Consider the following 26,583-nt stretch of genomic DNA (forward strand, 5'->3'; position numbering starts at 1 on the left):
GGCACTATGGACCTGCACACATACCCGGACCGGGACATGTTGATGATGCGGCTTGCGGATCGCATCTCGGCCGACCTCAAGGAATGCCTGCTGACCCATGACCGTGCGACCCTTTGCGTGCCGGGCGGTACGACACCGGGGCCGGTCTTCGACCTGCTGAGTGCGGTCGACCTGGACTGGAGCCGGGTCGATTTGTTGCTGAATGACGAGCGCTGGGTGCCCGAAACCTCCGAGCGCTCGAACACCGCGCTGTTGCGACAGCGGCTATTGACCGGGCGGGCAGCGGCGGCGCGGCTGATCCCGCTGGTGACCGGCGATGCGACCCCTGAGGAGGGGCTCGCGGCCTTGACCGAGGGGCTGGAAGGCGTGCTGCCGATCTCTGTTCTGCTACTGGGGATGGGGGAGGATATGCACACCGCGTCGCTCTTTCCCGGGGCGGATCAGCTGGATCTCGCGCTGAGCGACAACGCCCCGCCGCTGGTTGCGATGCGCGCGCCTGGTGCGGCGGAGCCGCGCATCACCCTGAGCGCGCCGGTGCTGCGCGACGCGATGAAGACCCACCTGCTGATCGTGGGGCCGGGCAAGAAGGCCGCGCTGGAACAGGCCGACCGGCCCGGGCCAGTCAGGGAGGCGCCGGTGCGCGCCATCCTCGGCAACGCGATGGTGCATTGGGCCGCATAACGCATTCAAATCACGGAAATACCCATGTCTGTTTGGCAACGCCTGAGCTTTCACCATGACCGCACGCGGGATCGCAAAATCCTCGACCTGTTCGACGATCCCAAGCGGGCCGAGGGGTTTTCTGCTCGGCTCGGGGACATGCTTTTCGATTATTCCAAGACCAATATCGACCTGGCAGGACGTGATCTGCTGATTGCGCTGGCCGAAGACGCAGGGGTCGCCGCGCGGCGCGAGGCGATGTTCGCGGGCGAACCCATAAACGAGACCGAGGGGCGCGCGGTGTTGCACACGGCCCTGCGCAATCTTGATGCATCGGTTGTGGTCGATGGCACGGACGTGATGCCGGAAGTGCGCGACACGCATGCGCGGATGGTGGCGTTCTGCAAGGATGTGCGGTCGGGCGCCTACACCGGGCAGGGCGGCAGGATCAGGGATGTGGTCAATATTGGCATTGGTGGCTCGGACCTGGGGCCCGCCATGGCGGCGATTGCCCTGTCACCCTATGCGGACGGGCCGCGGGTGCATTTCGTGTCCAATGTGGACGGGGCACAGATCGCAGAGACGCTGGCGCCATTGGATCCGACCACGACGCTGGTGATCGTGGCCTCCAAGACCTTCACCACCATCGAGACCATGACCAATGCGGAGACCGCGCGGGCCTGGATGAAATCCGCCGTGGACCTGCCCGCGATGCAATTTGCCGCCGTGTCCACCAGTGCGGAGCGGACGGCGGCCTTCGGGATCACGCCGGAGCGGGTGTTCGGCTTCGCCGATTGGGTGGGGGGGCGGTATTCGATGTGGGGGCCGATCGGACTGAGCCTGATGCTGTCGGTGGGGCCGGAGAATTTCGACGCGTTCCTCGCCGGGGGGGCGGCGATGGATGCCCATTTCCGCACCGCGCCCCTTTCGCAGAACATTCCGGTTATGCTGGCGCTGGTGGGTATCTGGCACCACCAGATCTGTGGTCATGCGACGCGCGCGGTGCTGCCCTATGACCAGCGGTTGTCGCGGTTGCCGGCGTACCTTCAGCAGTTGGAGATGGAGAGCAATGGCAAGCGCGTGGCGATGGATGGCGCGACCCTGGAGCGGACAGCGGGCCCGGTGGTCTGGGGCGAGCCGGGGACCAACGGCCAACACGCGTTCTACCAGCTGATCCACCAGGGGCAGCAGGTGGTGCCCTGCGAGTTTCTGCTGGCCGCCCAGGGGCATGAGCCTGATCTGGTTCGGCAGCATCAGTTGCTGGTCGCCAACTGCCTCGCGCAGTCCGAGGCGTTATTACGCGGGCGCAGCCTCGAGGAAGCGACCGCGCGGATGGCGGACCAGGGGCTGAGCGGTGCGGAGCTGGATCGGCAGGCACGGCATCGCGTGTTCCCGGGCAACCGGCCGTCCACGACGCTGATCTATCCCAAGCTGACGCCCTTCGTTCTGGGCCAGATCATCGCGCTCTATGAGCATCGGGTGTTCGTGGAGGGGGCGATCCTCGGCATCAACTCCTATGATCAGTGGGGGGTTGAGTTGGGCAAGGAACTCGCCACCGCGCTTGGCCCGGTGGTCACTGGCGAGGTCTCGGCAGAGGGCAAGGACGGCTCGACCCGGGCCCTGGTCGAATTTGTGCGCGCTCACGCCTGACGGAGTGTCGCCCCGTCGCGGCTTGCCATGATGGCGCGCATCTCGTCGGTCAGGGGGTAGCCGGTCCTACCGTCTTGCTCCACCAGCACGATCACGGCGTGGCCCTCGATGGCGAAGGCCCCGTCGCAGAATGCGCCGTAGTCCATGACGAACGAGGTGCGCCCGAAACTGCGGGTGCGCGCGGTCAGGATGTAGTCCTGCCCGAGGAAGAGCGGCGCGTTGTAGCTTGCGCCCACTGCGCGCATCACCAGCATCGGGTCTTCGGGCGTGTAGCGATAGATCCCGTAGTCGCGCAGGTAATGCACGCGCAGGTTTTCGAACCAGCTGAAACAGACCGCGTTGTTGACGTGATTGAGCGCGTCGATCTCGTGAAACCGGACGCGGTCGGCCATGCCGTAGTTCCAAGGCTCCGGCACCCCGGCGGCGCGCAGATCGTCTGCCAGAAGCGGTGTGAGCGGGGTGGGTTTGGCAGGATCAGTCATGGGTCTGGAGCGGGTAACGGGAATCGAACCCGTAACTTAAGCTTGGGAAGCTCGCGTGATACCTTTTCACCATACCCGCACCGTGTCGGAGGGGATAGCCAAGGGGCCGTGCGGCGTCAATCGCATTTTAGCCCCGTCGACGGCGGCGTCGTGTGCCTGGCTGACCCCCGCCGCCCGCGTTGAATCCCGGCTGCGGCAGGGGGACCACGGACCGCAGGTGCGCGAAGGGCGCGGTGGCGTGGGGGATCGCGTTGGCGGCGACGAAATGCTCCTGAAACCGTGGCTCGATGGCAGTTTCGACCTTGGTAATGTTGGAGACCGTCTGTTCGATCTCGGCCCGGGCCGCACGGCTGCAAAGCGCCATGCGCGCGCCGGTGCCTGCCGCGTTGCCAGCGGAAGTGACCTTGTCGAGGGGCGCATCGGGGATCATGCCGAGCACCATCGCGTGCTTGGGCGAGATATGCGCGCCGAAGGCCCCGGCGAGGGTCACACGATCGACCGTGTCGACGCCCATCTCGTCCATCAGTAGACGCGCGCCCGCATAGAGCGCGGATTTGGCCAGCTGGATGGCGCGGATGTCGCCTTGGGTGACGGCGATCAGGGACCCGCCCGCCGGGCGATCGTCCTGCAGCACGTAAGAATAGGTGCGCCCCTCGGCGATCGAGCGGGGCGTGCCGGTCTGCTCTGGCCCGCCGATCAGCCCGGACGCGTCGAGCAGGCCCGCCATGCGCATCTCGGCCACCGCCTCGATGATGCCGGAGCCGCAAATGCCGGTGATGCCCGTGGCGGCGGTCGCCTCGGCAAAGCCGGGATCGTCGGACCACAGCTCGCACCCGATCACGCGGAACCGCGGCTCCTTGGTCACGGGGTTGATTTCCACCCTCTCGATGGCGCCGGGCGCGGCACGCTGGCCCGAGCTGATCTGCGCACCCTCGAAGGCGGGACCGGTGGGAGACGAACAGGCCAGTACCCGGTCACGATTGCCCAGCAGGATCTCGGCATTGGTGCCCACATCGACGATGAGCACCAGCTCGTCGGATTTGTCCGGGGCTTCTGACAGGGCGACGGCGGCGGCATCGGCCCCCACATGGCCGGCGATGCAAGGCAGCAGGTAGGTCTGCGCAGCCGGGTTCACAGCAGTCAGGCCAAGCTCGGTCGCCGAAAGTGTAACCGCCCCGGAGGTGGCGAGCGCGAAGGGGGCTTGACCCAGTTCCACCGGGTCAATGCCCAAAAGAAGGTGATGCATGACCGGGTTGCAGACGAAGACCGCCTCGACCACGTCGCGGGGGGCGACTTCGGCTTCGGCGCAGATTTCTGTCGCGAGCGTGTTCAGCGCATCGAGCACTGCCGCAGTCATCGCCTGCGCGCCGTCGGCGTTCATCATCGCGTAGGACACCCGGGACATCAGGTCCTCGCCGAAGCGGATCTGGGGGTTCATGACACCGGCGGAGGTTGCGACCTGTCCGGTCTTCAGATCGCACAGATGGGCGGCGATGGTGGTGGAGCCCAAGTCGATGGCGAGGCCCCAGAGCGGTCCCTCGTGGTAGCCGGGCCATATGTCGATCACGCGGGCGGGGGTGTCGGCGATGTTGACGGCCACCGTGACCTGCCATTTGCCCCTCCGCAGGGCCGGTTGCAGCTTGCGCAGGACGGAAAGGGGGGCGGTGACGGGGCCGATCTGCCACTGTTCGTCGAGCGCGGTGGCGAGCCGTTCGTAATCACCTGAGGGTTCGTGCATGTCCGGCTCGGCGACGTCGATCAGGACAAGCCGCGTGGCCGGGTCCATGGTCACCGCGCGCTGGCTGGCGGCCTTGCGGACGACCTGTTTGTGGACCTGGCTGGTGGCGGGCACGTCGATGACCATATCGCCGAGAATGCAGGCCTGGCAGCCAAGGCGGCGGCCTTGGGCCAGTCCGCGTTTCTCGTGATAGCGCGCTTCGACCGCGTTCCATTCTGACAGCGCGTTTTCCCGAGCGTGAACGCCATGTTTGGAGAATTCGCCGAACGAGGGTGTAACCTGACACTTGGAGCAGATGCCTCGGCCGCCGCAGACGCTGTCGAGATCGACATCAAGCAGCCGCGCCGCATCCAGCACGGAGGTGCCCGTCGGCACGCGCCCACGCTTGCCGGATGGGGTGAAAATCACCAGGGCGTCAGCCGCAGGATCCGCGTCGGACTGGGGCAGGGACTGATTGTTCATCACAGGGCACCTTCCGGAGGGAGTGTCCTGCCATAGATAGCGAAGGGGTCGGCAGGCTAAAGCCCAAAGCCGACCCCGGAGGTGTCATTTTCGTCATAGAGATTATGAGGCGCGCCGCAGGTGCGGGCCATTCGTCTATTGACCGATGGTGACGAAGCTGTTGCGCATGTCCGGTCCAATGCCCAGATAGCCCGCCGTCACCTTCGCGATATGATCGGTGATCCGGACCCGCTGGGTCTGGCCCGCGGTTTCGGCCTGAATGGCTTCGTCCCGCAACAGGGCCGGGAAATCGGCCTGGATCATCGTCGGTTCGCTCAGGGCTGCACCGGTGCGCGCATCGACCACCTGCATTGCAAAGGCGATGTTGTGTACGGCCGATGTCGACAACCCGTAGCGCGCGATTTCCGAGAGCGCATGGAATTCGCCCACGGTGGCGAGGATCTTCACGGGCTGGCTGCCCGAGAGACCCGAGGCGCCGCGCGTGATCCCGTCGGTCACAATGGCGTCCACCTGGTCATAGCGCGTGACCCCTGGTGTGAGCGCTTCTTCGCGCCAGACGATGTCGGCTATCGGGAAATAGACGTTGTCCTCGCTGACTGTGAGGGTTTCGGGCACCAAGACTTCCACGCCGGCAAGACGCCAGTTCTGCGACACCTCGGCGGGGATCGGGGCCGCGTAATCTGTCTGCCATTGGCTGGCACATGCAGACAGGACAAACGTGCTCAGCGCCAGGATCAGGAAAGCTCTCATGGACTCTCTTTCACAAGTTCTACTGCGATGACTAACATCTAAATGGTTAAGACATTGGCCAACACCGAAAAGATCGAAGCGATTGCATCGAAAAAGTCAAGGCAATCACGCGCTGAATGAATGGATCGGCGGTGTTGTGTTGCCCGAGGCGGGCGGCGGTGATCAGTTCCGCGACAGCACTTCGGGGCCAACCGCCCAGACCAGCAGAGGGATGGGCGCAGTGGCCAGGGCAAGGGTCACGAAGGTGCCTGCGGGCCGATAGAGGCGGCTGAAGCCGGCAAGGAGGCTCAAACCCCCACCGCCGCCCAACAGAGCGTTTCCGGGCAAGTTGAGAGCCAGTGCGAGGAGGAGATAGCGCAAGCGTACCACGTGCGGGCCGAGCCAGGTCGGCAGGCGGCTGCGCAGCAGGGCGAGACGGCGCTCTGGGCCCAGTTCCGACAGGCGGTCGAGAAGCGCGCTTGCGCGGTGCATGCGCAGGTCCGCGAAGGTCGATTGCAGCCAGCCATGGGGCAGGATCCGTCCAGCAGTGTAGGCCAGCGTCAGCCCGGTCAGTGTTGCGAGATAGACGAAGGGTGCGACCTCGGCCCCACGCAGGATCAACAGGGCGACACCGATTTCGACACCGGGCACAAAGGGGATTGCGATCAGGATCGCGTAAAGGATCAAGGCGAGCAGCAGGACCGACATTTGCGCGGTCCCGCGACTCGCGGCGGGCAACGCCTCGGTCAGGCGCATAGCATGCAGCACGAGCGCCTGGGCGGCATAGGCAACGATGACAAGGATCGCCACCCGCAAAGCCAGGCGGGCCAGGGACCTCGCCAGGCCAGGAGAGATGTCGCGCGTCGGCGTGGGAGAGGGTGGAGCCATGAGGTCACCCTGCGCCAGCGCCCGGGGCGCGGCAAGCGCCGATGCATCCTGAGTGGGCTGGCTCAGCCCGACCGACGCCGACCGCCCCGGCGGCCGGAGCGCCCGCCACCCCCGCTGGTCCCGGCCTTGGTGGCCTCGGGGAACGGCATGCCGGCCTTGTGCGCCTCCATCACCCGGGCAAAATTGATCCAGGTCGCGCCGTTGGGGTCATGGTTCATCAGGAAGTTGGCGGCATGGACGGCCTCCATCTCCTGCGGGCGGATCGGGTTCATGATGGCGCTGGTCATGCCGCTGGCGATGGCCATGGGCAGGAACGCCGCGCCGAGGCCGTGGCGGTTTGGCAGCCCGAAGCTGACATTGGATGCGCCGCAGGTGGTGTTGACGCCAAGCTCTTCGCGCAGGCGGGCGACCAGGGTGAAGACCTGCCGGCCAGCTGTGGCCATGGCGCCCACGGGCATGACCAGTGGGTCGACGACGATGTCATGGGCCGGGATGCCGAAATCCGCCGCCCGCTCCACGATCTTCTTGGCCACGGCGAAGCGTACGTCAGGGTCCTCGGAAATACCGGTGTCGTCGTTCGAGATCGCCACCACGGGGACGTTGTATTTCTTCACCAGAGGCAGGATTGTTTCGAGGCGGTCCTCCTCGCCGGTTACGGAGTTGAGCAGTGGCCGACCCTCGGCCATCTCCAGCCCGTTCTCCAGCGCGCCGGGCACCGAGCTGTCGATGCAGAGCGGTACGTCCACAAGCGCCTGCACCCGGGCGACGAGCTCCTTCATGAGCATCGGCTCGACGAAGTTGTTGTCTGCGTAGCGCGGGTCCTCGGCCATCTTGTTGGTGAAAACGGCACCCGAGTTCACATCGAGCACCATGGCACCGCAGGCGACCTGCTCCAGTGCGTCCTTCTCGACGGTAGAGAAATCGCCCGCCTCCAGTTCGGCGGCGAGCTTCTTGCGCCCTGTGGGGTTTATGCGTTCTCCGATCACGCAAAAGGGTTCGTCGAACCCGATGGTGACGGTCTTGGTTTTCGACTCGATGACAGTACGGGTCATGGATCGGCTCCTGATTGGCGTTGGAGATAGGGCTCCAGCGTGGGGTCTGTGAAATCGGCAAGAGAGGCTGCGGCGCCCGCGTCGCGCAATGCAATGTCCGGAAGGCTGGACCGAAGGCCGAGAGTGGTGATCCCGGCGGCAACCGCGGAGCGGATGCCCGAGGGGCTGTCTTCGAATGCGCGCGCGGCGCGCGGCGCGCAGTCGAGCCGCCTGAGGGCTTCGCGGTAGGGTGCTGGGTCGGGTTTGCCCGCCGCGCATTCATCGCTGACCACCACGGTGTCGAACCGATCCGCGAGGCCGATGGCCTTCAGCATGAATTCTGCGTTGATGCGGGGCGCGTTGGTTACGACTGCGGTGCGCCAGCCTTGTGCGTCGGCGCGGTCCAGAAGGGCTGTGAGCCCGGGCATCGGCGATGCCGAGGGGCCCAAGAGATCGCGAAATGCGGCCTCCTTGGCCTCGGCCATGGCGGCACCGTCGGCATCGGGGAAGAATTCCGCGAAAATCTCGGCGTTCAGGCGACCGTGGATGCGCGCATTGTAGAACGCGGTATCGATGGTGCGGCCATGCTCGGCAAAGAGCGCGATAAAGGCCTCTGCGTGCAGCGGGTCGGACGCCAGCAGGGTGCCGTCGAGATCAAAGAGCAGGGCGTGGATCATGTTGGGCGTTGTCAGCCTCGCTGTGCCTTGGTGCCCGCTGCTGATGCGGTCTGTTCGGCGGCCCAGGTCGCGGCTGTCTTGATCCCGCCGAGGGGGAAGAGGTGGACCTGCGTGATCAGGCTGTCGGGGGTGCGCACCTGGTAGTCGGCCAGATCGCGCAGAACCTCGTCGGGCGTGTAGGGCAGCACCAGTTTGGTCACGTCCATCGCGCGTTTTTGCAGTACCTTCAGCGAAGGGCCCACTCCGCAGGCGATTGCGAACTTGATCAGCGTTTGCAGTTTGGCTGGTCCCGCGATCCCGAGATGGATCGGCAGGCTGATCCCGGAGGCACGCAGGCGCGTTTCCCAAGCGGCGATGGGGCCCATGTCGAAGGCGAACTGGGTCGCGATGGCCATGCGCGCATCGGTCTGCTCGGCAAATCCCTGCTTCCAGGCGAGCGCGGTGTCCGTCGCCGCGGTGCCGCCGGCGGGATCAATGTCGCGGCTGCCCTCCGGGTGCCCGGCAACATGCAGATGGGTGAAGCCGGCCTTGTCGAAAAGCCCCGTATCCAGCAGTTGCATCGAGTCCGCGAAGGCGCCCGCAGGCTCCGCCCGCCCGCCTGCGAGGATCAGGCCCTGGGTGATGCCCGCCGCGTCCTGGTAACGGGCAATCCAGTCGGCCAAGGTGGCGGCGTCGGGGATGGACCGAGCCGGAAAGTGCGGCATCACCTGGAAGCCGTCGCGAGACAGGCGCGATGCCGTGGCGACCATGTCCGCAATCGGCGTGCCATCGATATGGGCGATATAAACCCGCGTGCCTTTGGGCAACAGGGCCTTGAAATCTTCCACCATCTCGGCGGTGCGCGGCATCACCTCGATGGAGTAGCCATCAAGCATGCGCGCCAGGGCGGGCGAGCCGGGGGTGCCCGGCGCGGGGCGTCGAAACTGCAACAGAGCCATCAAGGCCTCCTTGATCCGGCGGGGGGTCAGGCCCAGCCTTCCTTGTCGATCAACGCCTTGAGGCGGGCCTTGTCGTAGGCGGCTTCGAGCTTTGCAGCTTCCGCCTCCGCGATCTCGGCCTGCTCGCCCTCGACGGGGTAGGGCGCTGCCTTTCTCCATTCAGCCAGATAGGCATCGCTGCCGGAAGCGCCGACTTTCATCGCGCAGCGGTCGATCGCCTGCTCGAAGCGTTCGCTCAGTTGCTTCTTGGCGCCGCGACGACCTTTGCCCACGATGACCTGGGCCGGAATGTCCCGCCAATAGACGATGGTTACGTCGGGCATGCCCAAGCTCCTCTCCAACTATGTCCTGTATGCCGCGCCGTGGGCGCGGGGTGCGGTACGTTTTCGACCTGCGCCGCGACAGGACCGACCATTTGCAATGCCTCGCTTCTACGCAGGGCGGCGGCAGCAAGCCAGAGACGCGGGTCGGAAAAATACTCATGGTTTATATGAAGCGCGCGCGCAGGCGGCGTCCGCGTTTGCGGCGCTTGCTGAAAACACCCTGATTCTCTATAATTTTTGCAAGCAAGGATAAAACACATGTCCAAGAGATCCCGCAGGCGGGCCACTCCCCACCTGCGCGCGGTACCCGACCTGATCGGCCCGGCACCATTGTTGTCTCAGAACCCGGCCCTCGCTGGTCATGGGCTGGCGCGGTCGCGTGTGGAGGGCACGCCGGACCCGGCGGATCTCTATGCCGCGCTCGATCTGGGCACGAATTCCTGCCGGATGCTGATCGCGCAGCCCAAGGGCAACCAGTTTCACGTGGTCGACAGCTTTTCCAAGTCGGTGCAACTGGGCCACGGGCTGGAGGCATCCGGGCGGCTGAGCCGGGCCTCCATGGCGCGCACGGTGGGGGCGTTGAAGATCTGCCAGCGCAAGCTCAAGACCCACAACGTGCAGCGGATGCGCCTCGTGGCGACCGAGGCGTGTCGCCGGGCCAGCAATGCGCCGGAGTTCATCTCGCTGGTGCAGCGGGACACCGGGCTTGCGCTGGAAATCATCGAACCAGAGCAGGAGGCGCGGCTGGCGGTGGTGTCCTGCGCGCCGCTGGTCTCCACCCGGACCGAGCAGTTGTTGGTGGTCGATATCGGTGGCGGCTCCACCGAGTTGGTCTGGATCGATCTGAGCGCGGTGCCAAGGCTGGAGCGTCCCGGGGCGATCATGCGGCTCCATGCTGGGTTCGACGAGGTCACGCCGGGCATGGTGCCGGCGCGCGTGGTCGACTGGATCTCGGTGCCGCTGGGGGTTGCGACCCTGAAAGACCAGTTCAGCGACGTGGATGACGACGCGGCGCGGTTTGCCTTGATGAGCTGGTTCTTCGAAGAGAACCTGGCAGAATTCTCGCCCTACAATGAAACCGACCAGGTGCGCGAAGGCTTCCAGATCATCGGCACCTCGGGCACGGTGACGACAGTGGCGGCGAGCCATCTGAACCTGCGCCGGTATGACCGCAACAAGGTCGACGGGTTGCGGATGACCTCGGACCAGATCGACACGGTGATACAGACCTACCTGGCCATGGGGCCGGAGGGGCGGCGCAAGGATCCGCGGATCGGGCGCGATCGGCATTCGCTGATCATGTCGGGGGCCGCGATTCTGCAGGCGCTGCTGCGGGTCTGGCCCACGGATCGGCTGTCGGTGGCGGATCGAGGCTTGCGCGAGGGGCTGCTCTACGCGCAGATGAGCGCCGATGGCGTGCTCGAAGACGGGCCCTACTGAGAGAAACGGGATCATGCCGAAGAAAGCCGGAAATTCGGGCCGCGGGCAGCGGGACTTGCGTGTGCGGGTCAAGACCGCGCGGGGCCGCAAGCTCAGCTCGACCCTGTGGCTGGAGCGGCAGCTGAACGACCCCTATGTGCAGAAGGCCAAGCGCGAGGGGTATCGTGGGCGTGCAGCCTACAAGATCCTTGAGATCGATGAGCGCTTCCGCTTCCTGGTGCCCGGGGCGCGCGTGGTGGACCTGGGCTGTGCGCCGGGGGGCTGGTGCCAGGTGGCGGTTCGGCGGGTCAATGCCCTGGGCGAGAAGTCGGGCAAGGCGCAGGGGCGCGTGCTGGGCGTCGACCTCAAGGAGATCGACCCGGTGCCGGGGGCAGAGACCCATGTGCTCGACTTCATGGAGGACGGCGCGGACGCGCAGGTCAAAGCGTGGCTGGGGGGCAAGGCCGATGTGGTGATGTCGGACATGGCCGCGGCCAGCTCGGGACACAAGCAGACCGATCATTTGCGCATCGTCGCCCTTTGCGAGGCGGCGGCCTATCTCGCCTTCGACGTATTGGAAGAGGGCGGCACCTTCGTTGCCAAGGTGCTGGCAGGCGGGGCGGAGCGGGAGTTGCAGACCCTGCTCAAGCGCGCCTTCACCAAGGTGATCAACGTCAAGCCGGATGCCAGCCGATCCGACAGCTCGGAGAAGTTCGTTGTGGCCACTGGTTTTCGCGGCCTGCCGGAAGCGCGGGATGACTTTTAAGTAAAAGTCATCACAAGGATTTTCTTGAAAAACCTTGTCTGCGCTCAGCCTGCAACGCGCAAAGGGATCGGGGTTTGGGCTGCCGCGGGGTGCTTCGGATTTCGGATGAACAGAATGGCGGGGTTCGTGATCTTGGCATGGGCAAGATCGCCTTCGATGTCCGCCAACGTCGTGGACAGCAGTGTTTCGCCCGGATGGCCGATGCGGGCGACCACGTCCACAGGGCAGGTGCCCAGATGGCCTTTGGCCAACAGGTTGTCGCGGATCTGGGCCGCGTGGCCGACCCCCATGTAGATCGCGAGCGCCGTGCCCGGTTTGAGGTGGCTGCCCCAGTCCGGGCTGGCGTCCCCGTCTCGGAGCTGACCCGAGATGAATGTCACGCTGTCGACCGCCCCGCGCTGGGTCAGTCCCGTTTCCAACCGGGCCGCAGCGGCAGAGGCGGCGGTGATGCCCGGCACGATCTCAAGCTTCAGACCCGCATTGCGGATGGCGGCGATTTCCTCTTCGAGCCGCCCGAACACCGCCGGGTCACCGCATTTGAGCCGGACGACGGTTCTGCCCTCGCGGGCGGCTTGCACCATGACGTGGTTGATGCGGTCTTGCGGCCAGCTTTGCGCGCCGGGCGTCTTGCCGACCAGAACCCGTTCCGCATCGCGCCGCGCCAGTTCCAGCACCGCAGTGTCCACGAGCCGGTCGTAGAAGATGACATCGGCCTCCTGCAATCGCTGCACCCCGCGCAGGGTGATCAGGTCTGCGCCACCGGGGCCTGCGCCCACCAGCGCGATGGTACCCGTGCTGGCCTTCGGCGCCACTCCGGCTGCGATGGCATCCTTGATCAGGCGCGCGGCGTTTCGTTCCGCCCCGGTCCTGTGGCTCTCTCTTGGCGCGCCGTTGAACACCCAGCGCCACAGGTCGCGGCGGGCACGCGGGGCGAGGCGGGCGGCAGCGGCTGGGCGCAGATGTCCCGCAAGGGCGGCGAGACGACCCAAACCCGGCTCGAGCAACTCTTCTATCCGGGACTTGATCTGGCGCGCCAGAACTGGAGCGGTACCCTCGGTGCCAATGGCCACCACCACTGGGTCGCGGTCTACGATTGAGGGGGTGTAGGCCTCGCAAAGCTCTGGCTGGTCCACGACGTTGACCAGAACGCGCGCGGCCTCGGCCAGGGCGTGAAGGCTGGCATCGAGTCCCGGACAGCCCGTGGCGATGAAGCAGAGCGACAGATGCTCCATTTCTGCAGCTTGCGGGATCGACCGTCGCCAGGTAATCCGACCGCCTGCTGCGAGACCCGCCAGTTCCGGGTCGAGATCCGGCCAGCAAACGGTGAGGCGAGCTTCGCTCTTGAGGATGAGGCGGCATTTCTGGGCGGCCTGCTCGCCACCACCGAAGATGGCGACATCCCTGTCGCGCATCCGGAGGAACATGGGGAAGGTCTTCATGGGGTGGCCTCCTGGGTTACGCGGCGCGGCGGGATGAGCGGGTTGCCCAGAGCCGGGCGGCGTGGTCTTCGGCATCGGCGAGGGTCTGGTTGGCACCCAGGCTCCAAAGAGCCAGGGCCGCAGTCCCGAGCACGGTCGCCAAGGCGAATGGATGATGCCACGTCCCGTTCCAGAGCGCGGTCAGATGCGCCGGATTGTCGGTCACTTCCGTCAGGCGCCGCGGATCTCTGAGAAGCGCCGGCGCGTCGGTCCAGGCACCGGTCGGTCCGTGGCCGTGGCAAACGACAGCTTTGCCCGGGTGGCGCTCGAACTCCCCGCCACCCCCCTTGATGATCATCGCTGCGGTATCACCGAGCCGCTTGCAGGCGGTTTCCTGCAGGGCGCGGTAGGGTGGGTGGAACACGCCCTGGACGGTCACTCGGGCGCCCGCTGGGTTTGCCACGCGCAGACACGTGTTGACGCAGGAGCGCAGGCCCAGATGCGCGCGCAGTGCCAGCAGGTCCGTGGTCCGACGCGATAGCGCCTCCAGCGGGATATAGACGAGGCCGGACGCGTCGAGAGCTGCGGTGGCCGCGGCGGGAGTCTGCGCGATGGCCACACCTTGCGCCGCAAGATAACTGCGCAAGGCGGCATCACCCCCATTGCGCCCGTGGAGCATCACCCGGTAGCCCGCCTGGGCCACGAGCCGTGCGCTCAGCAGATACCATGGCAACCCGCGCGTGCGTCCCGCCGAGTAGCTGGGCCAGTCGAGATCGACGTCCAACGCGCGCCATCGCTGCATGTGGTCGCGCAAAGCGCCCGCGAATCCGGTGATCTCGTCCTCGGTTTCCCCGCGCAGCCGCAGGGTCATCAGGAGCGCGCCCACGGCCTCCGCAGCGCCGGTGCCGTCCAGCACATGGCCCATGGCCGCGCGCGCCTCCGTCTCGGTCAACGGTCGCGCACGGCCCGGGCCGCGGGCCACGATGGCGATATAAGACGCGAGGCTCATTCTGCGGCCAATTTCATGGCTGTCGCGGCGGTCAGAATCGCCTCCAGTTCCGGACGGCAGGAGCCGCAATTGGTGCCCGCGCGCGTGCAGACCCCAAGCGCGTGCAGCGTGGTGGCCCCGCCGTCGATGGCGCGGCGAAGGCTGTTGGCCCCCACGTCGAAACACGCGCAGACCATGGCACCCGGATCGGGACGGTCGGCGGCGGGAACCCCGGCAAGAGCCTGAATCGGATCGGCCGCCGTACCGATCAGCGCGACCACGTGGCTCCGCGACAGCGCCACCGGGGTGGCCGCCGCGAAGAACAACCCTGTCAGCGTGCCTTTTTCGTGAATCGCGACGCGGGCCGTGCCGCGGGCGGAATCCTCGATCACGCTGGCGCTGCCGCCGGGCAGGCTAAGGATTTTGCGGGCTTCGGCTTCCCAGTTATCGGGGAGCTTGAAATCGGCAACCTCGGCGCGTGTTCCGGTCCGAGTGCGGGCGATGGCGGCATAAGGTCGGGTCGGGGTCATGGTCGCGGTGCTGACCGCAAAGCCGTACCAGTGCGCCGCGACCTGTTCGAGCGCTACGGCAGTGCCCTTGGAGGCCGGCTGGCCCGAGACCGGGTCTGTGGTCGGGGCCACGACCGCGTTGATCCGCCCGGTGCTGGAGACGATATCGGTCCAATGCATCGGGACGAAGACGCTGCCCTGTTGGCTGCGATCGGTGATCATGACCCGCAAGATGGCACTACAGTGGGCGGAGGAAACCTTGGCGAGGTCGGCATCCGACAGGCCCGCCGCGGCGGCATCACCGGGATGAATTTCCAGGTAGGGTTCGGCCATATGCGCCCCGAGGCGCGGCGCCTTGCCGGTGCGCGTCATTGTGTGCCACTGATCGCGCACCCGCCCGGTGTTCAATCGAACCGGGCGTGCGGTGTTTGGGGCCTCAGAGGCCGGGGCAGCGATCGGCAGCATCTTAGCCTTGCCATCGGGATGATAGAACCCGCCATCTGCAAAGAACCTACCCCCGCTAGGCCCCTCGGTCGGCACCGGCCAAACGGTGGGAGGCAAGGCATCATACTCGGCATCGGTTAGGTCTGCGAGCCCGGAGATGTCGAAATCCTTGCCAAAGGTGTGGCCCAAGGTCGACAGGCGTGCGAATTCGCGGAACACCTCGGCCTCGGAGCGGTAGTCGAACGCCTCGGGCCAGCCCATGCGGCGTCCGACATCGGCGAGGATGTTCCAGTCGGCGCGGGCCTCGCCGGGGGTGGGCAGGAACCTGCGTTGCCGTGAGATGCAGCGTTCGGAATTGGTGACGGTGCCGGATTTTTCGCCCCAGCCGGTGGCGGGCAGCAGAACATCGACGCAGCGGCCCGTATCCGTGTCGGCCATGATATCGGTCATCACAGTGAAGGGGACGGCTCGGATCGCGGCGGCGACCGCATCGGCATCGGGCAAGGAAACGACCGGGTTGGTGGACATGATCCAGAGCGCCTTGATCTCTCCCCGCGCGCAAGCGTCGAAAAGCTCCACCGCCTTCAGGCCCGGTTTGTCGGCCATGGTCGGAGCGGACCACATCTGCTGCACGGCGTCCCGGTGCGCGGCGTTTTCGAGATCGAGATGACAGGTCAGCATGTTGGCCAGCCCGCCCACTTCGCGGCCTCCCATGGCGTTGGGCTGTCCGGTCATGGAAAACGGGCCCATGCCGGGGCGCCCGATGCGCCCGGTCGCAAGGTGGCAGTTGAGGATCGCGTTGACCTTGTCCGTGCCGCAGGCGGACTGGTTGACGCCTTGGGAGTAGAGGGTGACGACCTTCTCGGTACGGCACCACAGGTCGAGGAACTGCGCTAACTCGAAAGAATCGAGGCCGGTCTGTGCAGCTTCCGCGCGTTCGGCCTCGGCCACGGCGGCATCGAACCCGGACACTGCCTCGGCCACGTAGCGACGGTCCACGAGATCACGTCGCACAAGCTCGGTCAGCAGCAGGTTGAACAGGACCGCGTCCCCATCCGGGCGCAGGCCCAGGTGCAGATCGGCAAGCTGTGATGTGGCGGTGCGGCGGGGATCGATCACCACGACCTTCAGCTCCGGGCGCACGGCCTTCGCGGCCTGCAACCGTTGGAAGAGCACCGGGTGACACCAGGCGAGGTTTGAGCCCACTAGTACCACAAGCTCCGCGGTCTCGAAATCAGTGTATTGTCCCGGCACGGTGTCGGTCCCGAAGGCGCGCTTGTGACCGGCCACGGAAGAGGCCATGCAGAGCCGCGAGTTCGTGTCGATATTAGCCGTTCCGATGAACCCCTTGATCAGCTTGTTGGCGACGTAATAATCCTCCGTAAGCAGCTGGCCGGAGACGTAGAAGGCCACGCTGTCTGGGCCATGGGTCTCCGCCGCGGCCCGGAACCGATTGGCCACCAGATCGAGCGCCTCATCCCAGCTCGCGCGCCGGTTGCCGATCCGCGGCGCGAGAAGACGACCCTCGAGATCTAGGGTCTCGCCGAGGGCCGAGCCCTTTGAGCAGAGCCGCCCCAGATTGGCCGGGTGTGTCGGATCGCCGGCAATGGTCCCGTTTGGACTTGCAAGCACCCCGCAGCCGACGCCGCAATAGGGGCAGGTGGTGCAGACGCTCTGGTCCGTCATGCCGCTCACTCCGCCGCCATGCGAGCTTGCAGGAAGCTGGTCTCCAGCAGGATGCGTCCCGCCTCGATCCGCGCGGGATAGGTGCGGACATGCCCCACATCCGCGCCCTGGGCCTCGCCGGTTTCCAGGCTGAACACCCAGTTGTGCAGTGGACAGGTCACCGATTTGCCATGCACGATTCCCTCGGACAGAGGCCCACCCTTGTGAGGGCAGCGGTTTTGCAGTGCGAACACCTCGTCCGATCCGGTGCGGAACACCGCCACGCAACCCACGGCGGTCCTGACCACTCGCGCGCCACGCGCAGGGATGTCCGAGAGTTCGCCGATGTCGATCCAGTCCTGGCTCATTCCGCCGCCTCCAACTTGAAGTCAGCCAGAGGCTGATATTTCTCTCCGGATTTTCGGGCTTCCTCGGCCCATGGGTCCTTTTGGTAGATCGACTGGGAGAGTTCGAACCTTTCGATCAAGCCCTGTCGTGTGTCCGCGTCGAAGACCTGGTCCTTGACCCAATCGAGCCCGACCTTGGCCACCCATTTGTAGGGGCGGTCGAGGTACTTCGCGTTCTCGCGGTAGAGCTGGAAAAAGGCCGTGATGAGGTCGAGGGCTTCTTGCTCGGTGGCGACATCGGCGAGGCGCTCGGTCTCCTTCACGTCCATCCCCGCGGCCCCGGCGACGCCGATCTGGTAGCCGCTGTCGACGCAGACCACGCCGATATCCTTGCAGGTCGCCTCGGCGCAGTTGCGCGGGCAGCCCGAGACTGCAAGCTTGACCTTGTGCGGTGTCCAGGACCCCCAAAGGCGTTTCTCAAGCGCAATGCCCAGTCCTGTGCTGTCTTGGGTGCCGAAGCGGCAGTGATCCTTGCCGACGCAGGTTTTCACGGTGCGCAGGCCCTTGGCATAGGCATGGCCGGAGACCATGCCGGCGGCGTTCAGATCGGCCCAGATCGCGGGCAGGTCTTCGCCGCGTACGCCGAGAAGGTCGATTCGCTGGCCGCCGGTAACATGTACCGTCGGGACGTTGTATTTTTCGGCTGCGTCGGCGATGGCGCGCAACTCGTCCGGCGTGGTCATGCCGCCCCACATGCGCGGGACCACGGAGTAGGTGCCGTCCTTCTGGATATTGGCGTGCTTGCGCTCGTTGATGAACCGGCTCTGGGGGTCGTCGCGATACTCCAGAGGCCAATCCGCCAGCAGGTAGAAGTTCAGTGCCGGGCGGCAGACATGGCAGCCGCAGGAGGTCTTCCAGCCCAGCTCCTGCCAGACGGCGGCCATGGACTTGAGCTCCCGGCTCTTGATCATGCGGCGCACGTCTTCGTGGCTGAGGTCGGTGCAGCCGCAGATGGACGCGGCGGCGGGGATCACGAAATCGTCCCCCAGGGTCACGCCGAGCACCTGTTCCACCAGCCCGGTGCAGGTCCCGCAGGAACTCGAAGCTTTGGTCAAGGAACGCACGGTGCCCAGATCCGTCGCGCCGCCTTCGATCGCGGCCACGATGTCGCCCTTGGATACGCCGTTGCAGCCGCAGATTTCCGCATCAAGCGGTAAGGCTGCAACGGCCGCCATAGGGTCCAGCGCGGCCCCCCCCTGGTAGGCCGGCCCGAAGATGAGCGTGTCGCGCATCTCGGAGATGTCCTCACCGGACTGGATCAGGCCAAAGAACCAATTGCTGTCACGCGTGTCGCCATAGAACACCGCGCCGACCAGCCTGTTCTCCTCCAGCACGAGGCGTTTGTAGACGCCGCGTGACGGGTCGCGGAAAACGATGTCTTCGCGGCCCGCGCCATCTGCGAAGTCGCCTGCGGAGAACAGATCGCAGCCGGTGACCTTCAGCTTGGTCGAAAGCTCCTTCGGGGTGAAAGCTGCGCTGCGGCCCAGCAGGCTGTCGGCAACCACCCGAGCCTGGTCGTAGAGCGGGGCCACGAGCCCGAAAAGCTGGCCGTCGAACTCGACGCATTCGCCGACCGCATGGATATCGGGGTCCGATGTCCGGAGCTCTGCATCGACAGTGATGCCACGGGCAACGTCGAGCCCCGCATCCGTTGCAAGTCTTGTTTCGGGCCGGATGCCCACGGCCATGACCACGAGGTCCGCTTCCAGTCCCTCGTTGTCCTCCAGGAGCACGCCTTCGACCCGGGTCTCTCCGAGGATCGCGGCGGTGGAGGCGCGGCATTTCACCTTGATGCCGCGCTTTTCCAGATCCCTTCGCAGCAGAAAGCCCGCGCTTTCGTCCAGTTGGCGTTCCATGAGGTGCCCCATCAGGTGCAGCACGGTCACATCCATGCCGCGTTCCTTGAGGCCTGCGGCGGCTTCGAGCCCGAGCAGGCCGCCCCCTATGACCACAGCCTTGCCGCCGCTGGCCGCCGCCTCAATCATTGCATTGGTGTCGTCGAGGTCGCGGTAGGTTATGACGCCGGGCAAATCCTTGCCCTCGACGGGAATGATGAACGGCGCGGAGCCCGTAGCGATCAGAAGTTTGTCATAGGGCAGGGCGCCCCTTTGTCCGACGACGGTTCCGGTCTCGCGGTCGATCCGCACCACGTGCTCGCCAAAGCGGCAGGTGATGCCGTTTTGTGCGTACCAATCATCCGTGTGCGTGATGATGTCGGCGTAGCTCTTGTCGCCGGACAGGACGGGGCTGAGCATGATGCGGTTGTAGTTGCCGCGTGGTTCGGCATTGAACAGCGTGATCTCGAATGCATCCGGGTCCTCTTTGAGGAGATGCTCGATGACACGGCCCGACGCCATGCCTGCGCCGATGATTACCAGTTTCTGCTTCATGGGCGGTCTCCAGCCAGGGAGTTGACTGGCCGCCCGATCCGCAGGGTCAGCTCGTCAACTGGTGTTTCGATTTGCCGCCATCGCGTCTGGGGCCGGTTCGGCCGCGGCGGCGATCATGATTTCGGAGAGGCGCCCGTAAGCCCGTTGCCAGGCCTCGCGCGTCTCGGTGTCAAATGCGTCGCCCAGAACCTCCGCAAGTGTGTCCATCAGAGCCTCGCCCATTTGCGCGTAGTGATCCGGTGTCACCCCGTAGCGGCCATGCCGCGCCGCCATTTGCAGCGCTTTCGGAGGCAGGGCGCCATCCGTACGCATGCCGCGTACCACGAGGGCGAGCGCCTCGATCAGCATTTCGGATTGTCGCGTTATGGAGGTTTGAAACATCGCCCGTGCTTCGGGGTTCAAGGCAAAGAAACGCTCGTAGAACAGGGCCCCGAAGCGCGCCTTCTGTGCGAAGATCCGCGAGAAGGACCTTTGGATAAGAATGATTTCGTCTTGCGTCATGGACAGACCCCGGCTGGTGCAGGTGAGGGGCCCAGTCTGCGCAACAATCCTTCACATTCCGTGGATATCCGTGGTTCAGCGCAAACATTTTCAATCTTCTCTCAAGTCGTGGGTTCAGTACGCGCCTGTCATTCGGCGGCGATGGGTTCAGGGGCCGGAGCGGGTTTCCTGGGTTTTGCGCCGTGCTCGTATTCCTCAAGAAAATCGAGCACTTCCTGGCGGTAAGTGTAGTAGTCGGGATGCTCCAGAAGGGCCTTGCGGGTGCGCGGACGGGGCAGGTTCACATCAGTGATCTTGCCGATCGTGGCCCGTGGGCCGTTGGTCATCATGACCACACGGTCGGCCAGCAGGATCGCTTCGTCCACGTCATGTGTGACGCAGATCGCGGTCACCTTTGTGCGCGACCAGACCTCCATCAGGACCTCTTGCAACTCCCAGCGCGTGAGGCTGTCGAGCATCCCGAAGGGCTCGTCGAGTAGCAGCAATTTCGGGCTGAGCGCGAAGGCGCGCGCGATGCCGACCCGCTGCTTCATCCCATTGGACAGTTCGGCGCCGGATTTGCTCATGCTGTCGGCCAGACCGACCCGTTCGAGGTAGTATTCGACCACGTCCTGCCGCTCGGCCTGGCTCGCGTTGGGGTAGACCCGGTCGACACCGACGCTGACGTTTTCCCGCGCGGTGAGCCACGGGAAGAGCGATGGCGACTGGAACACCACGGCCCGTTCGGGATCGGCGCCTTCCACATGGCGGCCATCGAGCTTGATCGCTCCCTTGGAGATCTCGTTCAGCCCGGCGGCCATGGTCAGCACCGTCGACTTGCCGCAACCCGAGTGCCCAATCAGCGAGATGAACTCTCCCTTGTTGAGCTTGAGGTCGAAATCCTCGACCACGGTCAGCGGGCCCTTGGGGGTCGGATAGACCTTGTGCAGTTGGGAGAAGTCGAGAAAACGCTCATTGAGCATGCCTGCCTGGGCCTTGGCGATTGCGGCAGGCACGCCGTGGATCGGTGTGACATCGGGGAGCAGTTTGGTGCCCTCGACCTTCGCCTCGATACCCACGTCCATCAGGTACTTGGTGATATCGGCGCGAAGTTTCTTGAAGCCGACATGGGTGTTCATTTCCACCCGGTCGCGGGGGCGGGGGATGGTCACGGCGAATTCGTCGCCCAGCGTGCCGTCGGGGTTCAGCGCGATGATGCGGTCCGCAAGCACGATGGCTTCGTCCACGTCGTTTGTGATCAGGACGCAGGTCTTTTTCTCTTTTTCCCAGATCCCTTCGATTTCGTCGGCGAGATTGGCGCGGGTGAGGGCATCGAGCGCCGAAAGCGGCTCGTCCAGCAGCAAGACCTCGGGGTTCATGGCCAGCGCCCGCGCGACATTCACACGCTGGCGCATGCCGCCGGACAATTCCGCCGGACGGCGGGTAGTCGCATGGCTGAGCCCGACCATCTTGACGTAGTGGTCGACCTTCGCTTGGCGCGCTGCCTTGCTGAGTTTCGGGAACATGGTGTCCACCGCGAGGCGCACGTTACCGTTCACCGTCAGCCAAGGCATCAGGGAGTAGTTCTGGAAGATCACGCCGCGTTCGGGGCTGGGTTCGGTGATCTGGGCCCCTTTAAAGAGGACCTCGCCCTTGGTCGGAACCTCCAGCCCGGCCATCAGGTTGATCAATGTGGTCTTGCCGGTGCCGGAGAAGCCCAGCAGAACAAGGAACTCGCCCTCCTTCACAGTCAGGTTGATGTCGCGGAGCACGTCGGCACGGTTGGGGCCGGACCCGAAGCTCTTGGAGACGTTCTTGAATTCAATCGCGGTCATGTGGGATCACCGATTGTTCGTGAAGGTGAAGAGCGACTGGATCGTGAACATCAGCCGGTCGAGCAGGAAGCCGATGATGCCGATGGTCAGCACGGCGACCATGATCCGCGCCAGGCTGTCCGAAGACCCGTTCTGGAACTCGTCCCAGACGAATTTGCCCAAGCCGGGGTTCTGCGCGAGCATCTCGGCCGCGATCAGCACCATCCAGCCGACCCCGAGGGACAGGCGCAGGCCGGTGAAGATCAGCGGCAGGGCCGAGGGCAGCACCAGCTTGGTGATCTTGGTATAGGTGTTCATCTTCAGCACCTTGGAGACGTTCACCAGGTCCTTGTCGATGGACGACACCCCCAGCGCGGTGTTGATCAGCGTCGGCCACAGCGAGCAGAGCGTGACCGTGATCGCCGAGACGAGGAAGGATTTCTCGAACAGCCCGTCATTGGTGGTGTAGACCGCCGAGACGACCATGGTGACGATGGGGAGCCAGGCGAGAGGCGACACGGGCTTGAAGATCTGGATGATCGGGTTGAGCGCGGCGTTGGCCGTCACCGACAGGCCCGCGGAAATGCCCAGCGGCACCGCAACCACCGTCGCCACAAGAAAGCCGAAGAATACGGTCTGGATCGAGGTCCAGATCTGGTCGTAATAGGAGGGAGCACCGGTATAGGCGATGTCCTTGACCTCGTCGGCGCGGCCCGCGTCGATCAGGCGCTGGTTGCGCTGCTCCACCCGTTCCTCGAAAACACGGGCGCTTTCGGCCTTGGCCTGGGCGTCTTCGTGCAGGGCGACGGCCTGTTCCCAGACCTGCGCCGGCCCGGGCACCGCGCCGAGCGATGTCTGCACCTTGGGCGCCAGCGTGCCCCAAGCGGTCAGGAAGAGCACGATGGCCAGGATCGGCACGCAGAACAGCTGCCAGATGTCCTTCATCTGAGCCTTGGGGTTGTCGCCCGCGGCGGCCTTGACCATCGGTGTGATCCAGCCGAGGCCCAGAACCTTCAGCCAGGCGTCGGCCTTGTTGATGCGGGTGAAGAGGCGCTCGCGGCGGGCTTGCTTGGCCTCTTTCGCAGCGAAGTCTGGATCGATGGTAGTCATCTGGTCTGCTCCGGGTCTGGGGCGGCGAGAAGAGCGCGCCGCGGGCGGGGTTGTGGCATTCGGGGAATAGGCCCGCCCGCAGGGGTCAGGAGAACTGCGGGCGGGATGCACCCCGCGAGGGCAGGGCGCCTGTGTGCGATCAGCCTTGGATTTCGCTGCCGACGACCTTCTGCGCACCTTTGAGGCCGATGGTCAGGCTCTCGAGATAAGCATTGGGCTGCTTGCCGTCATAGGCGATGCCGTCGATGATATCCTCGGCTGGGGTTGGGGCCTTGTAGCCGTCGCTGTCCCAAGGGAAGTCGGCTTCGTCGGCAAGACCCTCATCCACAAGCAGCCGGGCGGCTTCGAGGTAGATCTCGGGTTTGTAGACCATGCGAGCCACTTCGTCGTACCAGCTGTCGGGTTTCGCCTCGGATATCTGCCCCCAGCGGCGCATCTGCGTTAGGTACCAGACTGCGTCGGAGTAGAACGGGTAGGTCGCGTTGTACCGAAAGAACACGTTGAAATCCGGGATGTCGCGGCGGTCGCCTTTCTCGAACTCGAAAAACCCGGTCATGGAATTCGCGATCACGTCATAATCGGCGCCGACATAGTTCGGACGGCTCAGGATCTCGACCGCCTCGGGCCGGTTGGCATTGTCGTTTTCGTCCAGCCAGATCGCCGCGCGGATCAGCGCCTTGGTGATCGCGAGGGTGGTGTTGGGGTTCTCTTCAACGAACTCGGCGGTCAGGCCGAACACCTTTTCCGGGTTGTTTTTCCAGATCTGGTAGTCGGTGATGACCGGCACGCCGATCCCCTTGAACACTGCCTGCTGGTTCCACGGCTCGCCCACGCAATAGCCGTAGATCGTGCCGGCCTCGAGGGTGGCGGGCATCTGCGGCGGGGGGGTCACCGAAAGGAAGGCCTCGGCGTTGATCTGGCCGGATACGTCCTCTGGCGAGTAGAAGCCCGGGTGAATGCCGCCGGCCGCCAGCCAGTAGCGCAGCTCGTAATTATGCGTCGAAACCGGGAAGACCATGCCCATGTTGAATGGACGACCGGAGGCGTTGTAGTCGTCCACGATCGGCTTGAGCGCGGAGGCCGAGATAGGGTGCTGCGGGCGGCCGTCTTCCATTTTCGGGATGTTCGGCTTCATCTGCTCCCAGATCTCGTTGGAAACGGTGATGCCGTTGCCGTTCAGGTCCATGGAGAAAGGCGTCACGATATGGGCCTGAGTGCCGTAGCCGATGGTTGCCGCCAGCGGCTGGCCTGCAAGCATGTGCGCGCCGTCGAGTTGGCCGGAGATCACGCCATCCAGCAACACCTTCCAGTTTGCCTGAGCTTCGAGTGTTACGAACAAGCCTTCATCGAAAAAGTAGCCGCGCTCGTAGGCGATGGCGAGGGGCGCCATGTCGGTCAGCTTTATGAAGCCGAATTTCAGTTCGTCCTTTTCGACGGGCAGCATTTCCGCCAGCGCCGGGGACATCAGGGCGGAGGTTGCCAGGAGGGCAGCACACGTTCGTCTCATCTTGGTTCCTTCGGTTGATCCCCGAGCGGGCGGGCGGGGACAAGAATCAAAAAAGCCGCATCAACCTGTCTCGCGTCATGTGACGCAAGCGGTTGAGCGGCTTTGCTCCGGAAATCCCCGGCTGTGGGGACGAGGCTTGGCGCGAACATCTTTGCTCGTCGCGATGCCTAGACCATTGCAGCGAGTCGCGTGGTTTTCAAAGTCTCATGAAGCAGGCTGGCCGATTCATGTCAGAAAAATGCTGCACCTGCACAGTAATTGATCACAAACCCTTGCCCGGATCAAAAATCGAGCCGTCAAAAAACGCATCCGGTCCCAGAATGATCGAACCTTTCGCAGATGCAACGGGCGTGGGTTGGGCCAAGGCGCCCTCCATCTTGGCGGATGCTCCGGGCATATCGAGCCCGAGATCGGTCAGGTTCGCGCGATAGAGATCGCTTCGGTAGCACGCCATGGAAATGCGCATCGCCTCGGTGCGATCCAACCCCACCCTCGCGGCAATGTTGCTGGCGATCCAGGCAGCCTGGCTGCGCCACGGGAAGTTCGCCGCACTTGCATGAAACTCGAGAAACCTTGGCACCCGGTGAGCAAGCGCTTTCGGTTTCGAAGTGATCTGCCCGGACAAAGCGCGGTCGATGACTTCGGAAGGCACATCGATCAGCCCCGGTTGCGCGAGGATTTCGGAGGCGACAAGGCGGTTCTCGGGGTCGCCGAGCCAGCGCGCCGCGGTCACGACGGCGCGCATCAGGGCCCGGGTTTCTGCCGGGTTGGTCTCGATCCAGTCGCGTCGCGCAGCGAGTACCTTTTCCGGGCTGAAGGTCCAGATCGAGTTCGCGGGCAGTATCAATTCGCCAACGCCGGTTTCGACCGCAATGGAGCCCCAGGGTTCGCCCACGCAGAAAGCATCGATCTCGTTGGCGGCGATGGCATCGGCCATATGCGGCGGCGGGACGGTGCGGACATCCAACTCGTCGGGGGTCTTCAGACCCAGTGCATTCAGCCAGAAATAGACAAGTTCGGCATGCATCGAGAACGGGAAAGGAACGCCGATGCGCAGTTTGCGTCCGCTGGCGCGGATCAGGTGCTTGCCGGTTGCTAGCGGATCTCTGAAATCCTCGCGCCAGCCATTGCTGCGCATCTTGCTGGCAAGGCCGTTGGACACGCCGATGACATTGCCGTTCACCGACATGACCAGAAGCGCGTCCATCGCTGTCGGCAGTCCTCCGAGACCGAGGGACATCGCCACGGGCAGGGGGCTGAGCATGTGCCCCGCATCCAGCGTGCCGAGCGCCACGCCGTCCCGCAGTGCCGACCAGGACGGCTGCTTGTGGAGCGCGAGCCTGATACCCTCTGTATCTGCAAAGCCCATCTTCTGGGCGATGATAAGGGGCGCGGCATCCACCAGCGGGAGGTAACCGATGTTCAAAGGCGCGCGGCTCATCGCAACATGTCCGACGCTGTGACCAGTGCTTCGGCGACTTCGGAGACCTTCCGGCCCTGATCCATCGCGGTCTTGCGCAGGATGGCATAGGCTTGATCTTCCGTGATCCCTTTCGCGGTCATCAGCAGGCCCTTCGCCCGTTCGATCGTCTTGCGCTCGGCGAGAGCGGTCTTGGCCGCGGCAAGCTCGGTACGCAACCGGGCGAACATGTTGAACCGCGCAATAGCGGCATCGAGGATCGGCTTGATACGTTCCTTGTGCAGTCCGTCCACGACATACGCGCTGACGCCTGCCTCGATGGCCGCGCGCGTCGTGGCATCGTCAGAGCGGTCCACGAACATTGCCACCGGTCGCTCGTTGAAGCCGGAGGCCACACTGAGCGCTTCGAGCGTATCGCGAGAGGGGTTCGACATGGCGATCAACACGACGTCCGGTCCCAGTTCCGCCATGTGCCGCGCAAGCCCTGTTGCAGACCCGAGCACCATCACTTCCGCCTCGCCAGCTTCCGCAAGGCCATCCATGATCATCCGCGCACGGGATTCATCAGGCTCTACCACGAGTATCTTGAGGGGCTTCGGCATGCCGAAGCTGTTTGGGCTTTCCGAAGGACTCGCAAGGGTTCGCGCGCGTTGCGCCTGCGCGGTGTT

23 protein-coding genes and 1 tRNA gene are annotated in these 26,583 nt (G+C 64.9%); 4 read left to right on the forward strand and 20 right to left on the reverse strand.

The window, feature by feature from the left end:
- Positions 1-6: 6 nt before the first annotated feature.
- Both pgl and pgi read left to right on the forward strand, forming a co-directional pair.
- Entirely contained in the window at positions 7-681 is a 675-nt protein-coding gene (pgl, locus tag PVW48_RS01885) for a 6-phosphogluconolactonase (protein ID WP_274580034.1), read from the forward strand.
- Between the two features lie 24 nt (positions 682-705).
- On the forward strand, positions 706-2,310 hold the full coding sequence (gene pgi, locus PVW48_RS01890) for a glucose-6-phosphate isomerase (RefSeq protein WP_274580036.1): 1,605 nt from the start codon (positions 706-708) through the stop codon (positions 2,308-2,310).
- Here pgi and PVW48_RS01895 read toward each other — a convergent pair.
- The 9 genes from PVW48_RS01895 to PVW48_RS01935 all read right to left on the reverse strand — a co-directional run bounded on the left by PVW48_RS01895 (position 2,301) and on the right by PVW48_RS01935 (position 9,578).
- Positions 2,301-2,792 (reverse strand): acyl-CoA thioesterase, encoded by a 492-nt coding sequence (locus PVW48_RS01895; RefSeq protein ID WP_012178353.1) that lies wholly within the window; start codon positions 2,790-2,792, stop codon positions 2,301-2,303. The genes pgi and PVW48_RS01895 overlap by 10 nt on opposite strands.
- Before the next feature lie 5 nt (positions 2,793-2,797).
- Positions 2,798-2,871: transfer RNA gene (locus PVW48_RS01900), tRNA-Gly, on the reverse strand.
- A 48-nt stretch (positions 2,872-2,919) separates the two neighbouring features.
- Positions 2,920-4,992 (reverse strand): ASKHA domain-containing protein, encoded by a 2,073-nt coding sequence (locus tag PVW48_RS01905; protein ID WP_274580037.1) that lies wholly within the window; start codon positions 4,990-4,992, stop codon positions 2,920-2,922.
- Positions 4,993-5,127: 135 nt separating this feature from the next.
- Complete coding sequence (locus PVW48_RS01910; RefSeq protein WP_274580040.1) at positions 5,128-5,742, reverse strand: DUF6778 family protein; 615 nt, start codon at positions 5,740-5,742, stop codon at positions 5,128-5,130.
- Positions 5,743-5,904: 162 nt separating this feature from the next.
- Complete coding sequence (locus tag PVW48_RS01915; protein ID WP_274580042.1) at positions 5,905-6,609, reverse strand: hypothetical protein; 705 nt, start codon at positions 6,607-6,609, stop codon at positions 5,905-5,907.
- A 62-nt stretch (positions 6,610-6,671) separates the two neighbouring features.
- On the reverse strand, positions 6,672-7,661 hold the full coding sequence (locus PVW48_RS01920) for a methyltetrahydrofolate cobalamin methyltransferase (RefSeq protein WP_274580043.1): 990 nt from the start codon (positions 7,659-7,661) through the stop codon (positions 6,672-6,674).
- Positions 7,658-8,317, reverse strand: a complete 660-nt coding sequence (locus PVW48_RS01925; protein ID WP_274580044.1) for an HAD family hydrolase — start codon at positions 8,315-8,317, stop codon at positions 7,658-7,660. The genes PVW48_RS01920 and PVW48_RS01925 overlap by 4 nt, the downstream gene beginning before the upstream one ends.
- 11 nt (positions 8,318-8,328) lie before the next feature.
- The gene (locus PVW48_RS01930) at positions 8,329-9,255 is read right to left on the reverse strand and encodes a methylenetetrahydrofolate reductase (protein WP_274580045.1); all 927 of its coding nucleotides are present in this window, start codon (positions 9,253-9,255) and stop codon (positions 8,329-8,331) included.
- A gap of 26 nt (positions 9,256-9,281) precedes the next feature.
- Positions 9,282-9,578 carry a virulence factor gene (locus PVW48_RS01935; protein WP_044027699.1) on the reverse strand — a complete coding sequence of 99 codons (297 nt, stop codon included), beginning with the start codon at positions 9,576-9,578 and terminating at the stop codon, positions 9,282-9,284.
- Positions 9,579-9,836: 258 nt separating this feature from the next.
- Here PVW48_RS01935 and PVW48_RS01940 point away from each other — a divergent pair, with 258 nt between their 5' ends.
- On the forward strand, positions 9,837-11,018 hold the full coding sequence (locus PVW48_RS01940) for a Ppx/GppA phosphatase family protein (protein WP_274580046.1): 1,182 nt from the start codon (positions 9,837-9,839) through the stop codon (positions 11,016-11,018).
- Positions 11,019-11,031: 13 nt separating this feature from the next.
- Positions 11,032-11,763 carry an RlmE family RNA methyltransferase gene (locus PVW48_RS01945; RefSeq protein ID WP_274580048.1) on the forward strand — a complete coding sequence of 244 codons (732 nt, stop codon included), beginning with the start codon at positions 11,032-11,034 and terminating at the stop codon, positions 11,761-11,763.
- A gap of 44 nt (positions 11,764-11,807) precedes the next feature.
- Here the strand turns inward: PVW48_RS01945 and cysG are convergent, their stop codons facing one another.
- From cysG to PVW48_RS02000, 11 genes are all read right to left on the reverse strand, one after another.
- Positions 11,808-13,202, reverse strand: a complete 1,395-nt coding sequence (gene cysG, locus PVW48_RS01950; protein WP_274580049.1) for a siroheme synthase CysG — start codon at positions 13,200-13,202, stop codon at positions 11,808-11,810.
- 16 nt (positions 13,203-13,218) lie between these two features.
- Positions 13,219-14,190 (reverse strand): glycosyl transferase family protein, encoded by a 972-nt coding sequence (locus PVW48_RS01955; protein ID WP_274580050.1) that lies wholly within the window; start codon positions 14,188-14,190, stop codon positions 13,219-13,221.
- Positions 14,187-16,808 carry a nitrate reductase gene (locus PVW48_RS01960; RefSeq protein ID WP_274580051.1) on the reverse strand — a complete coding sequence of 874 codons (2,622 nt, stop codon included), beginning with the start codon at positions 16,806-16,808 and terminating at the stop codon, positions 14,187-14,189. Before PVW48_RS01960 ends, PVW48_RS01955 begins: the two co-directional genes overlap by 4 nt.
- A gap of 5 nt (positions 16,809-16,813) precedes the next feature.
- The gene (gene nirD / locus PVW48_RS01965) at positions 16,814-17,155 is read right to left on the reverse strand and encodes a nitrite reductase small subunit NirD (protein ID WP_012178340.1); all 342 of its coding nucleotides are present in this window, start codon (positions 17,153-17,155) and stop codon (positions 16,814-16,816) included.
- Entirely contained in the window at positions 17,152-19,584 is a 2,433-nt protein-coding gene (gene nirB, locus PVW48_RS01970) for a nitrite reductase large subunit NirB (RefSeq protein WP_274580052.1), read from the reverse strand. The genes nirD and nirB overlap by 4 nt, the downstream gene beginning before the upstream one ends.
- 54 nt (positions 19,585-19,638) lie before the next feature.
- Positions 19,639-20,085: a globin domain-containing protein gene (locus tag PVW48_RS01975; RefSeq protein WP_274580053.1), complete on the reverse strand. Its 447-nt coding sequence runs from the start codon at positions 20,083-20,085 to the stop codon at positions 19,639-19,641.
- 128 nt (positions 20,086-20,213) lie between these two features.
- A complete protein-coding gene (locus tag PVW48_RS01980; protein ID WP_274580054.1) occupies positions 20,214-21,899 on the reverse strand; it encodes an ABC transporter ATP-binding protein in 1,686 nt (561 codons plus the stop codon).
- A 6-nt stretch (positions 21,900-21,905) separates the two neighbouring features.
- On the reverse strand, positions 21,906-22,988 hold the full coding sequence (locus PVW48_RS01985) for an ABC transporter permease (RefSeq protein WP_274580055.1): 1,083 nt from the start codon (positions 22,986-22,988) through the stop codon (positions 21,906-21,908).
- 139 nt (positions 22,989-23,127) lie between these two features.
- A complete protein-coding gene (locus PVW48_RS01990; RefSeq protein ID WP_274580056.1) occupies positions 23,128-24,495 on the reverse strand; it encodes a CmpA/NrtA family ABC transporter substrate-binding protein in 1,368 nt (455 codons plus the stop codon).
- A 262-nt stretch (positions 24,496-24,757) separates the two neighbouring features.
- Positions 24,758-25,936 (reverse strand): CmpA/NrtA family ABC transporter substrate-binding protein, encoded by a 1,179-nt coding sequence (locus PVW48_RS01995; RefSeq protein ID WP_012178334.1) that lies wholly within the window; start codon positions 25,934-25,936, stop codon positions 24,758-24,760.
- Entirely contained in the window at positions 25,933-26,517 is a 585-nt protein-coding gene (locus PVW48_RS02000; protein WP_012178333.1) for an ANTAR domain-containing response regulator, read from the reverse strand. The genes PVW48_RS01995 and PVW48_RS02000 overlap by 4 nt, the downstream gene beginning before the upstream one ends.
- Positions 26,518-26,583: the final 66 nt, after the last annotated feature.

The organism is Dinoroseobacter sp. PD6 (assembly GCF_028807315.1).
GTDB lineage: Bacteria > Pseudomonadota > Alphaproteobacteria > Rhodobacterales > Rhodobacteraceae > Dinoroseobacter > Dinoroseobacter shibae.

What these genes read in the sequence shown, in the direction of transcription:
- pgl (WP_274580034.1), top strand. Translation starts at nt 7, where the DNA reads ATGGACCTGCACACATACCCGGACCGGGACATGTTGATGATGCGGCTT.
- pgi (WP_274580036.1), top strand. Translation starts at nt 706, where the DNA reads ATGTCTGTTTGGCAACGCCTGAGCTTTCACCATGACCGCACGCGGGAT.
- PVW48_RS01895 (WP_012178353.1), bottom strand. Translation starts at nt 2,792, where the DNA reads ATGACTGATCCTGCCAAACCCACCCCGCTCACACCGCTTCTGGCAGAC.
- PVW48_RS01905 (WP_274580037.1), bottom strand. Translation starts at nt 4,992, where the DNA reads ATGAACAATCAGTCCCTGCCCCAGTCCGACGCGGATCCTGCGGCTGAC.
- PVW48_RS01910 (WP_274580040.1), bottom strand. Translation starts at nt 5,742, where the DNA reads ATGAGAGCTTTCCTGATCCTGGCGCTGAGCACGTTTGTCCTGTCTGCA.
- PVW48_RS01915 (WP_274580042.1), bottom strand. Translation starts at nt 6,609, where the DNA reads ATGGCTCCACCCTCTCCCACGCCGACGCGCGACATCTCTCCTGGCCTG.
- PVW48_RS01920 (WP_274580043.1), bottom strand. Translation starts at nt 7,661, where the DNA reads ATGACCCGTACTGTCATCGAGTCGAAAACCAAGACCGTCACCATCGGG.
- PVW48_RS01925 (WP_274580044.1), bottom strand. Translation starts at nt 8,317, where the DNA reads ATGATCCACGCCCTGCTCTTTGATCTCGACGGCACCCTGCTGGCGTCC.
- PVW48_RS01930 (WP_274580045.1), bottom strand. Translation starts at nt 9,255, where the DNA reads ATGGCTCTGTTGCAGTTTCGACGCCCCGCGCCGGGCACCCCCGGCTCG.
- PVW48_RS01935 (WP_044027699.1), bottom strand. Translation starts at nt 9,578, where the DNA reads ATGCCCGACGTAACCATCGTCTATTGGCGGGACATTCCGGCCCAGGTC.
- PVW48_RS01940 (WP_274580046.1), top strand. Translation starts at nt 9,837, where the DNA reads ATGTCCAAGAGATCCCGCAGGCGGGCCACTCCCCACCTGCGCGCGGTA.
- PVW48_RS01945 (WP_274580048.1), top strand. Translation starts at nt 11,032, where the DNA reads ATGCCGAAGAAAGCCGGAAATTCGGGCCGCGGGCAGCGGGACTTGCGT.
- cysG (WP_274580049.1), bottom strand. Translation starts at nt 13,202, where the DNA reads ATGAAGACCTTCCCCATGTTCCTCCGGATGCGCGACAGGGATGTCGCC.
- PVW48_RS01955 (WP_274580050.1), bottom strand. Translation starts at nt 14,190, where the DNA reads ATGAGCCTCGCGTCTTATATCGCCATCGTGGCCCGCGGCCCGGGCCGT.
- PVW48_RS01960 (WP_274580051.1), bottom strand. Translation starts at nt 16,808, where the DNA reads ATGACGGACCAGAGCGTCTGCACCACCTGCCCCTATTGCGGCGTCGGC.
- nirD (WP_012178340.1), bottom strand. Translation starts at nt 17,155, where the DNA reads ATGAGCCAGGACTGGATCGACATCGGCGAACTCTCGGACATCCCTGCG.
- nirB (WP_274580052.1), bottom strand. Translation starts at nt 19,584, where the DNA reads ATGAAGCAGAAACTGGTAATCATCGGCGCAGGCATGGCGTCGGGCCGT.
- PVW48_RS01975 (WP_274580053.1), bottom strand. Translation starts at nt 20,085, where the DNA reads ATGACGCAAGACGAAATCATTCTTATCCAAAGGTCCTTCTCGCGGATC.
- PVW48_RS01980 (WP_274580054.1), bottom strand. Translation starts at nt 21,899, where the DNA reads ATGACCGCGATTGAATTCAAGAACGTCTCCAAGAGCTTCGGGTCCGGC.
- PVW48_RS01985 (WP_274580055.1), bottom strand. Translation starts at nt 22,988, where the DNA reads ATGACTACCATCGATCCAGACTTCGCTGCGAAAGAGGCCAAGCAAGCC.
- PVW48_RS01990 (WP_274580056.1), bottom strand. Translation starts at nt 24,495, where the DNA reads ATGAGACGAACGTGTGCTGCCCTCCTGGCAACCTCCGCCCTGATGTCC.
- PVW48_RS01995 (WP_012178334.1), bottom strand. Translation starts at nt 25,936, where the DNA reads ATGAGCCGCGCGCCTTTGAACATCGGTTACCTCCCGCTGGTGGATGCC.
- PVW48_RS02000 (WP_012178333.1), bottom strand. Translation starts at nt 26,517, where the DNA reads ATGCCGAAGCCCCTCAAGATACTCGTGGTAGAGCCTGATGAATCCCGT.